Consider the following 12,689-nt stretch of genomic DNA (forward strand, 5'->3'; position numbering starts at 1 on the left):
AAAAAATATTCCCTATTCTTATAATTTTATTTTCATTTCATTTAACTAACGACTTTAAACTCCAAAATGCACAAACAAGAGAAGCCCTAATTGTATTTGGCAATTAAAAATTGTTGTTTACGGCTGTATGTTTTTTGAATAGAAATCAAGGCTTTATACACAAGTTATGCATAAAATCTTGTATATAAAGCCTTATTTAAAATAAATACTATTCAATTAAAGCGCCCGATTGTTGAATATCATTGCTATGTTCTTCCGAAATGGAGACCTATTAAATTGAAACTTCAAAAATAAAAAACCAGACAATCCAATTAGGAAAATAGCGACAACGCTCATAATGATTATTTTATCTCTTCACATTCTTTCCTTTATTTTAATGGATTAGACTAAATCTTTCTTTTCGATATTTCGAATAGAATAGTATCCGATGAATAAACCGAAGAGTCCTAGTGATAAAGGAACTGCTATAATTGAAAATAAGGTAAAGTCCTCACTTGTTGAATTCAAAATTGTAGCGATAAGAATTGAAGATACAATGGTTGCAGGTGCCGATTTACGATGCATACCAAACAACAGAGGAATAAGGCTAATACCTGCTGTCGCAATAGCGTTCATAAAAGCGGTCAATAAATTTCTAGAGATGTCTCCTGATTCGATAACTCCTGGTAGAATATTAAAATTCGAGTCCGCTAAATATACGAGGCCTTCTAGAAATAATGTAGAAAACAAGACGTTGACAAAAGTAAAAGCAAAAACGATTGTTAACTTTGCAGAGATAATTTTTTTGCGCTTAATGGGATAGGTGAATAATACATCTATTGATTTATTTTTATATTCATCTATTATTAATTTCACAATAATTACGGATGCAAAAACTGTAAATGTTGTCCGTACCATTGCGCCTATTATGCTGGCCGCCATATCGAAACTTTCAACAGGTATTTTTCCATTGTCTATCTCTATAAAAAACATCATACTGAGAAGTGCAATAAATGCGATATTGCATATAGAAACAGCTTTCCAGTAGTTCCATAATTTAAATTTTTTTATTTCAAGCTTAATAAGTTTAAGCATGGATCACGCCCCCATTGATCATCTTTAAGAAATAATCTTCTAACGTATTATCTTTTTTATTGATTGACTCCACTAATACACCATTTAACACAAGGGTTTGAGATATTTTCCCTTGAGACGTGTTCATGTCATAGATACGAATGGTAACATCATCGAGTATTTTAAAATTAGTTGTGTACAATGTTTCTTTTATGACGTATGCCGCCTTTTTCACATCATCCGTTTTTAACTCTATATACTCTGTATTTTGAAGACGAATTGTTTCCATTAATACTTCCTCTAATAATGTCCCGTCCTTGATTACTCCAATGGTATCGGCAATCTGTTCGATTTCTCCGAGAATATGGCTGGAGATTAATAGTGTCATTCCATAATCCTTACTTAGCATTTGAAAAAGATTTCGAAATTCCTTAATTCCTACAGGGTCAAGGCCATTTGTTGGCTCATCTAAAATAAGAATTTCAGGCTTTGTAATGATAGCTCTTGCTAAGCCAAGTCGCTGCTTCATCCCTAAAGAGAATTCCTTGACTGCCTTTCCCTCAATATTCTTTAGTTGTACCATTTCAAGAGCCGTGTCGATTGCATTTTTGTTGTAGTAACCCATATAATCGGAGTGCAGCTCTAAGTTTTCCCGTGCTGTTAGCTTCTCATAAAAAACGGGATATTCAATAATGCTCCCCATGCGCTTCAATAGTTCATAAGATTTTGGAGTTACTGTTTCGCCACAAATAATAATTTCACCGCTCGTTGGTTTGATTAGGTTCATAATCATTTTCATAACGGTTGTTTTCCCTGCACCGTTCGGACCTAAAAAGCCATATATTTCGCCTTTTTTGATATGCATATTCACATTGGAAACGACCGTGTTTCCTTTATAATTTTTGGTAAGATGATTTGTTTGAATTATATAGGTCATGTTTTTCCCTCCTTCACCTTTTAATTTCATTCTAACGATGAATGTTTTCTTTTTTCTTAACCATTTCTTACAAAATTCTTAAGTATTCAAAGTCAACATTTCGACTAATATGTAACACGCTTCAATTCAACGGTGAAGGTAGTCTTGTGATAGGGGATGCTTTCTAATGAAATCTTTCCGCCTAGTTGTTCGACTAGTCTCTTCGTTATAGTTAAACCTAAACCACTGCCTTGATAGAATTTATTTCTTGAATCTTCCATCGTGTATAATCGTTCAAAGACGCGATCTTTATCGTCTTCCAGAATGCCCTTTCCTCGATCGATGACATCTATGTAAACCTTATCCTCTGTACTTCTTAGGTGTAACCCAATTAGTTTTCCATCTGAACCATATCGAAGAGCATTGGAAATTAAATTATTTAAAATCCGCTCAACCGCTTCTTTATTTCCCCAAATAAAAATCTGTTCATTCGGAATTTTAATAGATACGTCAAATTCTTTTTTTGTTAATATTTCATAATAATCCAGAATCGTTTTTCTGCAAATCTCTCCTAATTCGATTTTGGACATATTAAGATGGACATCATCTGATTCAAGTTTGACAAGTTCAAAAAAGCGATTAATTAACTCTAAAACTTCTTCTGCTTTTAAATGAACAGTTTGTAATAAGGATTTCTCTTTTTCTTGGTTAATCGTTTTATCGTGTAAAATGATTTCAATATAACCTAGAATGACAGTAAGTGGAGTTTTTAAATCATGCGAGATATTCGAGAGCATTTTTCTCATGGAGCGTTCAACAGAATGAAAATTAGCCACTGTCTTCTGGTTGTGTTCTAAGAGGCGATTGATTTGAATTAATAAAGATTTCATTTGTGAATTACTTGTGTAAAGTAGAACATTTTCATCCGTTTGTTGATCAATGATGGATTGAACCTTCTTTTCGATATAGGTAATTTCTTGATTCGCCACCCTTTGATGTTGAACTAAATAAATATTGAATATCAAGGAAGCTGCTAACAAGAATACAAGAAGATAAATCATGTTAAAATTCCCCCAATTTATAACCAATTCCCCATAAAGTCTTTATATATTTTGGATTGGAAGGGTTATCCTCTATTTTTTCTCGGAGACGGCGAATATGCACATTAATAACATTTTCATCACCGTAGTATTCATCTTGCCAAACAAGGTTATAAACCTGTGCTTTTGTAAACACCTGATTTGGATTTGTAATAAAGAGTTTTAAGATATTAAACTCTTTTAACGTCAGCTTTAAGTCGTGACCACATTTTTTTATAGAGTAATTTTTCATATCAATGATTAAATCACCTAGTTGGATCGTTTCGTCTTGATAAGATGGATTTATCAGTTGATTGTTCAAGTCTATATAATGTCTTTCTCTCCTAAGAATGGCTTTCACTCTAGCGACTAGTTCAATCATTGAAAATGGCTTTGCAATGTAATCATCTGCACCGAATCCTAGACCTAATGCTTTATCGACGTCTTCTCCTTTTGCAGACAAAATTAAAATGGGGATCATACTTTTGTTTCTAATAATCTTTAAGCATTCCATTCCATCAATTTTTGGAATCATAATATCAAGTAATATTAAGTCGAAATTTTGTAATTCCACTATCTTTAATGCCTCTTCACCATCAAATACGGTGGAAATTGCAAATCCATGTTTCACTAAAGTATCCCTTATCATTTCACTAATGTAGTGATCATCTTCTACGATTAAAATTCGATTGTTCATAATCCCATCCTCAACTTTTATTCTGAGTTTTACTTAAAAAATATATTAATACACTAAAATACTCCCAAGATAAAAATATCTTAAGGAGTAGTAGAATACAATATTTCTCATGTAAATTTCTCCATTTTTCGAAATTCAATAATTTTTATTTTTTTCATTCGCTACATTACAACATTTTATATGTGACTATTAAAAATAGTGGAAACTTTCTTATTGAGCAAATAGTATAAAAAACTGGACTGTTGGCTTATAAATTTTTCAGGTTCAATATTATATAAAATTCAGTTGTTTGCACAATTTCTATCAATTGTTTTCGTTTATAATTTTCACCTTACAAATTCGATAAAAAAATCCCCCGTTACTTTAAGTACACTCTTTCACAAACACCAAACTAACATTACCATAAGTATTCAATATTTATCTTCTTCCGTTAAATGGCCCTTTAATGGAATAGCTAAGATGTTGTCAACATCAACAAGATCAAAAAATAAAAAACGATTAATCCCGTAAATCATTTATTATTCTTATATTTACAAGATAGTAAGGACTTTTGTGTCATTTCACATAACAGTCTATACTTTTGCGTCATTTTTTTTGACACAAAAGTATAGACTTTTTAAAATAAATACTGGTATAAAGAGATTTATTAGTAAAGACTTTTGTGTCAACCGTCAACGCTCTAATTGTTTTAATTGATTAGAATAAACATAAATTTACTTAGTTTATTCTAAAATGCGTTAAATGAGAATTTAACGCGAAAAAGTAAAATCAAGAAAGCCCCCTTCTATCTTGTTCAAGGACACGTGACGAGTGACACAAATCTTTAGATTTTTGAACTGGTTACTTGAAAAAGAAAAGAGCGTTTCCGTTGTTCTGGTATGCTCCCCTTATAGTAGACACGTTTTAAAAAGCGCATTAATCTGTCTATTATTAAGGGGGTATTTTTTATGGAGAAAAAAGCAGAGACTTATGATATATCATTCAAGAAAAAAGCAGTGGATTTATTTCATCAAAAGAAGAATTATGCAGCCGTTTCCAGAGAATTAAACACTCATCGAAAAAACATACAACGATGGGTTAAACAGTTTAGTGAAGATGGGATGGTTGGTCTTAGAGAAAAACGTGGCAGAAAAAGTGGGTCTAGTAGAGTCTCTTCATCTACCTTTGAAAATACCCAACAGAAAATAAAGCGATTAGAAGCTGAGAATGAACTATTAAAAAAGCTTTTAAAGATGTGAAAGGAGGAATGAATCTAAAACCTAGTATTCTATTTCCAATCATTAATGATTTATCTAAACAAGCTCACTCTATACAGCTACTTTGTCATCTAGCTAAAGTATCAAGAAGTGGATACTACAAGTGGATAAAGCGTAAAGCATTACCTTCGGAAAAGCAGATAGAGGATGAGAAGCTAAAGCAGAAAATAATAGAATGTCATCAGAAATATAAGGGCATCTATGGCTATAGAAGAATACAAATTTGGTTAAAGAGGACCTATGATATTCATATTAATCACAAAAAAGTTCAACGGTTACTAAGTGAGCTAGGTATTAAAGCAATTATCAGGAAGAAACGAATTTATTACGGTAAGAAAGAACCTTATCTTATCTCGAATAATTATTTAAATAGATCCTTTTACGCTTCTCGCCCTAATGAAAAGTGGGTAACGGATATTACGTACCTCATTTTCAATGGACAGAAACTATACTTGTCTGCCATCAAAGACCTATATAATAACGAAGTTGTTGCGTACCAAATTAGTAGACGTAATGATTATAAACTAGTCTTGGATACTCTTAAAAAAGCCATAAAAGGAAGGAATGTAAAGGGACTCCTTCTCCATAGTGATCAAGGATACCAATACACTTCCCATAACTATAATCAGCTACTCACAAGAAATAAAATGAAAGCTAGTATGTCTAGAAAGGGCAACTGTTGGGATAACGCTAGTATGGAAAATTTCTTTAGTCATTTAAAAACAGAATGTTTTAACCTGCATACTTTTAAAACTTCACAAGAGGTTAGAAGGGCTATTAAAGACTACATTCACTTTTATAACCACGAAAGGTTTCAAACCAAGCTAAACAACCTGACTCCTATCGAATATAGAAGTCAGGCTTCTTAACTGCGCTTATTTTTTTATGTCTACTTGACAGGGGTCAGATCAGTTCCAGAAACGCGCCCGATTGCGGAAGATTGAAAGTTATTGAAACCGGATTGAACCTTTGATATTAACCCCGTTGAATTATAGAATAAATATCCAAAACACAATAGCTAGTACAAAGCGATATATAGCAAATGGAATCAGTTTTATCTTCTTAGGATACTTTAAATACTCCTGATTTTCATAGTAAAGATAACCGCATTTTCCTGATTCGCCCCCTTTTAAAAGATATAGATTAATTCAATTATCGGAAAGAAAAAGGCTGCAGATCCTGCAACCTTTTTCTTTTCCTAAAATCAAACTAATTTATTTAAAGAATCCTTCATAAGTGAATATGATTCACTACTAATAGCCTCTGGAAAACGATTAACTAATTTTTCTAAATAATTTAATACTTCTTTAACAAAAGCATTCTTAAATTCCATAAATCCAATTGATTTTTTCCATTCTTGCTTTTCATCATATTCATCAAAATTCAAAATAATCAATTCATCTTTCTCTCTCTCAAACAAATATGATTCGGCATTATCATATGCCTCCAGATGACGTTTCCTTCTCTTTTTATCTTTAAAATCGGCTAATATATCAAGTATTTCAATTAAAATAGCATCATGAAATGTACTATTCAACTCTACTATTTTCTTTCCATTTTCTTTAACAATTAAATTTATAGGATTAGCATAATAAAATCTTAAAGAATTTTTCTCTTCTTCAGTTAAATCTTCAAATTCTTCAATATTTAATTCTATTTTCAATATAATACAACCTACTTTCATTTTACTTTTTTCACTTTAGAACCAGAAATCGGATAAGCAGTAATGATAACATTGTCTTTATCTACAACTACCTTCATATTTTTTATACCATATTTATTAAGTCCATAAGTATAAGTTTTATAACCATTTTTAGCTTTACCACTTAGCTTTCCTTTTTTCAAAGATGTCATAATAATATTTTTTATTTGTGATTCTTTAAGACCTTTAGGATAAAAAGTTGTTGTTCCTTTTACTTTAATTTGCCCAGTTATATGACGTTTCTTAATATGTTCCCAACCTTCATTTCTTGTTCCTTCAAACAAAATACCTCTTGAAGAATGTTTAAGAGTTTTACCTAGACCAGAATAAGCTTTAACTAACCCACTCTTACCAGCATCATTTAATAAATTCGCTACCTTACCTACTTTAACTACTTTACCAGCTGGGAATAAAGCTACAGTAGCCAATGCAACTTCAGTCTTACTAGAATTTGGGTTAAAAATTGTTTTAATATCATCTAAAATTAAAAAATCTATACCAGCTTTCAAAGCATCTTTTGCAAATTTTTCGGCGTCTTTAACCCACTTTGGCACAGTAATACTAGCTGTAGTTATGCCATTAGAATTTGCTTTTAGTTGTTCTTCTTTTTTAACTTTTTCAAAATAACTTTCTATTACCTTATTAGAAGAATTAAGAAAAACATTTTCCCTAGCATACACAGAATTATGATTTTCTGAAATATTTATTAAATTTAAACTAGAAAAACATAATATAACACTAAAAAAAGAAATAATAATTTTCTTAAACATAATATCCATCCCCGACGAATTAATAATATATATATATATTATTTTTCTATTAATGAATAATTTGGTAAATGGTATATATGTATCATTCATATTCAGTAAGTATATTACTTTTTTCACAAAAGGTTTTATAAATTCTTTTCTTATTGGGGATACAAGTCACATCGCCATCAAGACAACCAAACGAATTCTCCCAAAACGAGTTAGTTTGAGTACATTTCTTCATAATCTACTCTATATACTTTAACTTAAACATCAGATTTTTCTTATTAAGTGGTATTCTACAATATGGCCCGATTGTTGAATAATGATTAGCTTCTCTTAGCTGGTTTTGTTGTGTACGTTCTTTAAGAGAAATCCTTAAATTACAAATTTCACCCTTTTTTCATACTAACAGTTTTTATTTTCCCACCGGAACGGAAATTTCCTGTTCAGTAATTAACTCTAAATTTTCTTTAAGCCATTCATCAGATAATACCCCTTGAATGAATGTCCCGTCGTCTTTTTGAACGGCTATACCCAGATTTGTTCCAGTTCCTTTAATTTCGTAGAGCTTTGTTCCCTCTTTGAATATATTTGATGCTGTTCCTTGATAATTTTGCCCCTCTTGATCAACAAACTCCGTTACTTCTCCGATACTTTGCCCCACTTTATCATTCTCAACGCTTTCACCATCACTGACCACATACATTTTGTTGTCCCAGCTCACAAACTCAAACGATAAAGATTCGTTCGTTTTTTCCTGAGCAGAACAGCCAAACAAGGTTAAAGAAATAATAATGGCTGCAAGAAATCTTTTCATCATATCACTCCAGACTATTTTTTATATAACTCTATTTAATTAGAGGACAAACTCGTTTTCTGTCATGTCAAGACAGAGCAGCGCCTCAACTTCTTTTCTATTACTGTCTTTATACTAACTGGAAAATCTTAATACTTAATGAATATTTTTCTTAAGATATTCTTAATTTTCCAATGAAAAGTTCCCTTGAAGTTTTTCTGTATCAAACAAACCTTGTCACCGTTCATCGTCATTTAAGATACTAGGAATTACTCCACAATCTGGCCCTAAACATGAAGAAAGAGCACAAATCTTACTGCAGAATTGCGCCCGATTGTTGAAGACCAAAGGCTGTTTAAGATGGATCGCACTTATTGAACTCTAGTACCCGTTTAGTAAAAAAAGCGTTCCTACTTATTGAAGAATACTCCCGTTTGTTTAAAATTTATTTAATTATATACATTCGATCTTTTATTAAATTACAAAAATAATGCAAATCATAATCATCACGCTTTACAGAAGATTTAAAACATAGTATATTCATAAAGGTTTAAATAGTAATTGTTACGATTTGAATCGATGATTAAAAAGGAAAAGGAGATATTTTATTTATGAAAAAGGAACTTATCAAATCAATACATGTGTTTATCTTATTAGGTATAATCCTTACAGGCTGTCAAGAAAAAGTAGATACACCTGTCGAAAATGCTTCCTCTGAATCAGAGCCTGCTTCTTCTGATTCCAATTCTGAATCTACAGAAAGTACAGATCATAGCTATAATCATAACCATAGTCACGATGATGAAAAACAGAAAGAAATATATTCAGGGATATTTGAAGATGATGAAGTAGAAGATAGAGAATTATCAGATTGGGAAGGAGATTGGCAATCGGTCTATCCATATCTATTAGATGGAACCTTAGATGAGGTCTTACAGAAAAAAGTAGAAACGAAGAAAGATAAAACCTTTGAAGAGTACAAAGAATATTACAAAGTTGGGTATGAAACAGACATTGAACGAATCGTTATAAAAGATAATACGATAACGTTTTATAAAAACGGAAAAGGAAAAACAGGGGAATATAAGTATCATGGATACGAAATTTTGACTTATGAATCTGGAAATAGAGGCGTTCGGTATTTATTTGATTTAGTTGGAAAAGTAGATGGTGTACCAAAACATGTTCAATTCAGTGACCATAGTATTTATCCAACAAAAGCAGATCATTACCATATTTATTTTGGTAATGAAGATCATGTCACTCTTTTAAAAGAATTAGACAATTGGCCAACTTATTATTTTTCTAATTTAAGTGGTAAAGAAATCGCAGAAGAAATGAATGCACATTAATTTTATAAAACTTAAAAGACGACCAGCCATTATTTTTCACTTTTAGTTCGAGAGTATAATATATAGCTTTAGAAAAAAGCATTATTAACAGTTTCTCTCGAATACTTATTTAACAGCAAATGAAGAAACGTCATTTTAAAAAAGTTTGATTAAAATGGCGTTTTTTATTATAATATTTGATCAATTTTTATCTCGATCTTAACTTTTTTCCAATTCCCCCTTGAGATTCTTCCTCCATTAAATGGCCCATACATGAAAAAGACGCGTTCCTAAATAAACGCGCCCGTTAATTGAATAACTAAAAGAAATTTCTAATAAATTGTTCTTCTGAAATTACTTGTAAACCATTTCTTTTAAGTAAGGCTGAAGTAACTCCATTTCCAACAATTTTCTTACCCTTAAATTCACCGTTATAAATCATTGAACTACCACAGGATGGGCTATTCTCCTTGAGAACAACTATTGTTGCGTTTATTTTTTTAGCTTTTTCTAAAGTAGCATAAGCTCCTTTTATGTAAAGTTCGGTTACGTCTTTACCAGATTTCTCTACCACTTTAGCCTTTCTATCCAGTACATCTTCTCCGTCTCCGCCTACTATTTCAGCAGGTTCCCTTGGGGTTGAAAATCCACCAAGCAGTTCGGGACAGATAGTAACAGCTTTATTCTCTCTAACTAATTTACTTATCCTATTATCTAAGCTATGTGTACCGTTATACCTTACTTTTAATCCAGCTAAACAAGAACTGACCAAAATCATGAACTACACCTCTCAAATAAATCCATACATTGTCATCCTTATTGTACTAAACTGCTCCGTTACTTTAAGTACAAAGTTTCACGATCTCTCCTGAACTTTAACCTAGACATCTAGGTGTTATTCAACAATATGGCCCTTTAATTGAACAATACAGCTGAAGTTTAAGGGCCAAAAGAAAAACCCTATATTAATACAGGGTTTTATCAAACTTTGTTTTAAATTATCGAACTTTTTTTACAAATTATCAATCTTTATTTTAAATTAACAACAGTATAACCTTATAAATTCCTCTTCCACTAAACTGCTTCTTTACTTGAATAAAAAAAGTAACCTTCTTTTATGAAAAATCGCACAAGTTAAATTAAGAAGGGAGTTGCGTAAGCAACTCCAAACTATCTTTATGGACACGAAGCCCACATTTTATTATTTTTTTAAATGATAAGGTACAGTGGTGATTACCACTTTTTTTCGAAACAACAAGAACGAACGAATCAGTATACTTGATTGGTTATGAAGAATATTGTGCCAGCCCTTCTTAGTAATAAATTGTGGGATGACCACTGTGACTTGGTAGTTCGCTTCACTAGCTTTATGTTCAATAGTATCAATAAATTTGGTAAGGGGATTAATGATACTCCTATAATGAGAGTGCAGTGTCACCAGTCTTACATCAGGTTGCCACTTCTTCCATTTCTCCTCAAACTTCTTCTCATCTTCTCTTTCAAATGCAACATACACAGCAATAATTTGTTCAGGAGAAAGAGATTTAGCATAATTTAAGGAATTCTCTACAACATGAGTCATACCAGCAACAGGCACTATCATAACATTACCTTCAATGGTCACAGATGGTTCACAAGTTGTAAGGCTAAGTTGGTCCCCAACAGCTTCATAATGCTTTCTAATTCGATGAAAGAGGAAAACAATGATAGGTAGAAAAATTAAGATTGACCAAACCTGTGAGAATTTTGTTAAAAAGAACATCATTGTGACCGTAAAGCTAATAACGGCACCCGTTGTATTAATTATAAATTTTGGAATCCAACCTTCGGGCTTTTCTCGCAGCCATTTAACCATCATTCCCGACTGAGACAAAGTAAATGGAAGGAATACTCCGACTGCATAAAGTGGAATAAGATGCTCTGTTTCTGCCTGAAAAGCAAGGATTAAAATAATAGAAGCAATTCCAAGTATGATGATTCCATTAGAATATCCTAATCGGTCTCCCCTAATCAGAAACATCCTTGGAATAAACTTATCTTTTGCAAGATTAACTGCCAGCAACGGGAAAGCAGAATAACCAGTATTTGCAGCAAGGATTAATATCAGTGCTGTAGTTCCTTGAATAAAGAAGTACATGAAATTTCGTCCGAAAGTTTCTTCGGCAATTTGGGAAACAACCGTTACCTCTCCACTTGGAGCAATTCCATAATAATAGGCTAAAAATACGATTCCTGAAAACAGTATGGCAAGCAAAGCTCCCATTGCCATTAATGTTTTAGCAGCATTATTAGGTGCTGGATCTTTAAAGTTAGGAATGGCATTCGATATGGCTTCAACCCCAGTTAAGGCAGAACTTCCTGAAGCAAATGCCTTTAAAAGAATAAACAAACTGATTCCAGTCACAGGTGTACCTACGGGACTGTGTAATTCAGGAGAAACCCCACCTGTGAGAATATGATAAATGCCCACACCAATTAAAATGAACAAGGCTAAAACGAATAAGTACACAGGGTAAGCTAATATGGAAGCAGATTCCGTTACTCCTCTTAAATTCAAAATCGTAAGGAAAATCACAAATACAATGGCAATTTCCACATTGTGATCATGTAGTGTAGGAAAGGCAGATGTTATAGCATCAGTACCAGCAGATACGCTCACAGCCACAGTAAGTATGTAGTCTACCAATAATGATCCCCCAGCGATTAAACCTGGATTTACCCCTAAATTACTCTTTGAAACAACATAGGCTCCCCCTCCATGAGGATAAGCAAAGATAATTTGTCTATATGACAATATGAGAGCTGTTAAAAGAATTAATACACCAATTGCGATAGGAATAGAATACCAAAATGCTACTGTACCTAACGTAACTAATACGATTAAAATTTGTTCAGGACCATATGCCACTGAAGATAAAGCATCAGAAGAAAGGATGGCTAATGCTTTGGTTTTGTTAAGTTTCTGTTCTCCTAATTCATTGGATTTCAAGGGTCGTCCAATTAAAAACCTTTTTATTGATGAAAACATTTATTACTCATCTCCAATAGTGTTCATACATTATATGTTGCTCATTTCCACAATAATTTCTCAAAAAGTTCCATATTCC

General features: G+C 32.2%; 12 protein-coding genes. 3 read left to right on the plus strand and 9 right to left on the minus strand.

Annotation, left to right across the window (positions count from 1 at the left end):
* Window positions 1-381: 381 nt before the first annotated feature.
* From BAOM_RS19805 to BAOM_RS19820, 4 genes are all read right to left on the minus strand, one after another.
* On the minus strand, window positions 382-1,074 hold the full coding sequence (locus BAOM_RS19805; protein ID WP_127761747.1) for an ABC transporter permease: 693 nt from the start codon (window positions 1,072-1,074) through the stop codon (window positions 382-384).
* On the minus strand, window positions 1,067-1,990 hold the full coding sequence (locus tag BAOM_RS19810) for an ABC transporter ATP-binding protein (RefSeq protein ID WP_127761748.1): 924 nt from the start codon (window positions 1,988-1,990) through the stop codon (window positions 1,067-1,069). Before BAOM_RS19810 ends, BAOM_RS19805 begins: the two co-directional genes overlap by 8 nt.
* A 104-nt stretch (window positions 1,991-2,094) precedes the next feature.
* Entirely contained in the window at window positions 2,095-3,030 is a 936-nt protein-coding gene (locus BAOM_RS19815) for a sensor histidine kinase (RefSeq protein WP_127761749.1), read from the minus strand.
* A gap of 1 nt (window position 3,031) precedes the next feature.
* The gene (locus BAOM_RS19820; RefSeq protein WP_127761750.1) at window positions 3,032-3,745 is read right to left on the minus strand and encodes a response regulator transcription factor; all 714 of its coding nucleotides are present in this window, start codon (window positions 3,743-3,745) and stop codon (window positions 3,032-3,034) included.
* 947 nt (window positions 3,746-4,692) lie between these two features.
* Here BAOM_RS19820 and BAOM_RS19825 point away from each other — a divergent pair.
* Window positions 4,693-4,983 (plus strand): helix-turn-helix domain-containing protein, encoded by a 291-nt coding sequence (locus BAOM_RS19825; protein ID WP_127759245.1) that lies wholly within the window; start codon window positions 4,693-4,695, stop codon window positions 4,981-4,983.
* An 8-nt stretch (window positions 4,984-4,991) separates the two neighbouring features.
* Window positions 4,992-5,870, plus strand: coding sequence for an IS3 family transposase (locus BAOM_RS19830; protein WP_127759246.1), 879 nt, complete (start codon window positions 4,992-4,994; stop codon window positions 5,868-5,870).
* A gap of 335 nt (window positions 5,871-6,205) precedes the next feature.
* On the opposite strand, the gene BAOM_RS19835 is transcribed toward BAOM_RS19830, so the two are convergent.
* The 3 genes from BAOM_RS19835 to BAOM_RS19845 form a co-directional block, all read right to left on the minus strand.
* On the minus strand, window positions 6,206-6,664 hold the full coding sequence (locus BAOM_RS19835; protein WP_127761751.1) for a hypothetical protein: 459 nt from the start codon (window positions 6,662-6,664) through the stop codon (window positions 6,206-6,208).
* Between the two features lie 17 nt (window positions 6,665-6,681).
* A complete protein-coding gene (locus BAOM_RS19840) occupies window positions 6,682-7,473 on the minus strand; it encodes an EndoU domain-containing protein (RefSeq protein WP_127761752.1) in 792 nt (263 codons plus the stop codon).
* 397 nt (window positions 7,474-7,870) lie between these two features.
* Complete coding sequence (locus BAOM_RS19845) at window positions 7,871-8,275, minus strand: hypothetical protein (protein WP_252282628.1); 405 nt, start codon at window positions 8,273-8,275, stop codon at window positions 7,871-7,873.
* A 587-nt stretch (window positions 8,276-8,862) separates the two neighbouring features.
* Between BAOM_RS19845 and BAOM_RS19850 the strand changes: the two genes are divergently transcribed.
* Window positions 8,863-9,603 (plus strand): metal-binding protein ZinT, encoded by a 741-nt coding sequence (locus BAOM_RS19850; RefSeq protein WP_127761753.1) that lies wholly within the window; start codon window positions 8,863-8,865, stop codon window positions 9,601-9,603.
* Between the two features lie 298 nt (window positions 9,604-9,901).
* Here BAOM_RS19850 and BAOM_RS19855 read toward each other — a convergent pair whose 3' ends face one another.
* Window positions 9,902-10,360, minus strand: a complete 459-nt coding sequence (locus BAOM_RS19855) for a 2-thiouracil desulfurase family protein (protein ID WP_127761754.1) — start codon at window positions 10,358-10,360, stop codon at window positions 9,902-9,904.
* A gap of 423 nt (window positions 10,361-10,783) precedes the next feature.
* A complete protein-coding gene (locus BAOM_RS19860; RefSeq protein ID WP_127761755.1) occupies window positions 10,784-12,610 on the minus strand; it encodes an APC family permease in 1,827 nt (608 codons plus the stop codon).
* Between the last annotated feature and the right edge of the window lie 79 nt (window positions 12,611-12,689).

The sequence above is a fragment of the Peribacillus asahii genome, from assembly GCF_004006295.1.
GTDB lineage: Bacteria > Bacillota > Bacilli > Bacillales > DSM-1321 > Peribacillus > Peribacillus asahii_A.

Excerpts from the sequence above, each read along its gene's own strand:
- BAOM_RS19845 (WP_252282628.1), bottom strand. The coding sequence starts at position 8,275 with ATGATGAAAAGATTTCTTGCAGCCATTATTATTTCTTTAACCTTGTTT.
- BAOM_RS19825 (WP_127759245.1), top strand. The coding sequence starts at position 4,693 with ATGGAGAAAAAAGCAGAGACTTATGATATATCATTCAAGAAAAAAGCA.
- BAOM_RS19810 (WP_127761748.1), bottom strand. The coding sequence starts at position 1,990 with ATGACCTATATAATTCAAACAAATCATCTTACCAAAAATTATAAAGGA.
- BAOM_RS19805 (WP_127761747.1), bottom strand. The coding sequence starts at position 1,074 with ATGCTTAAACTTATTAAGCTTGAAATAAAAAAATTTAAATTATGGAAC.
- BAOM_RS19850 (WP_127761753.1), top strand. The coding sequence starts at position 8,863 with ATGAAAAAGGAACTTATCAAATCAATACATGTGTTTATCTTATTAGGT.
- BAOM_RS19820 (WP_127761750.1), bottom strand. The coding sequence starts at position 3,745 with ATGAACAATCGAATTTTAATCGTAGAAGATGATCACTACATTAGTGAA.
- BAOM_RS19855 (WP_127761754.1), bottom strand. The coding sequence starts at position 10,360 with ATGATTTTGGTCAGTTCTTGTTTAGCTGGATTAAAAGTAAGGTATAAC.
- BAOM_RS19840 (WP_127761752.1), bottom strand. The coding sequence starts at position 7,473 with ATGTTTAAGAAAATTATTATTTCTTTTTTTAGTGTTATATTATGTTTT.
- BAOM_RS19860 (WP_127761755.1), bottom strand. The coding sequence starts at position 12,610 with ATGTTTTCATCAATAAAAAGGTTTTTAATTGGACGACCCTTGAAATCC.
- BAOM_RS19815 (WP_127761749.1), bottom strand. The coding sequence starts at position 3,030 with ATGATTTATCTTCTTGTATTCTTGTTAGCAGCTTCCTTGATATTCAAT.
- BAOM_RS19830 (WP_127759246.1), top strand. The coding sequence starts at position 4,992 with ATGAATCTAAAACCTAGTATTCTATTTCCAATCATTAATGATTTATCT.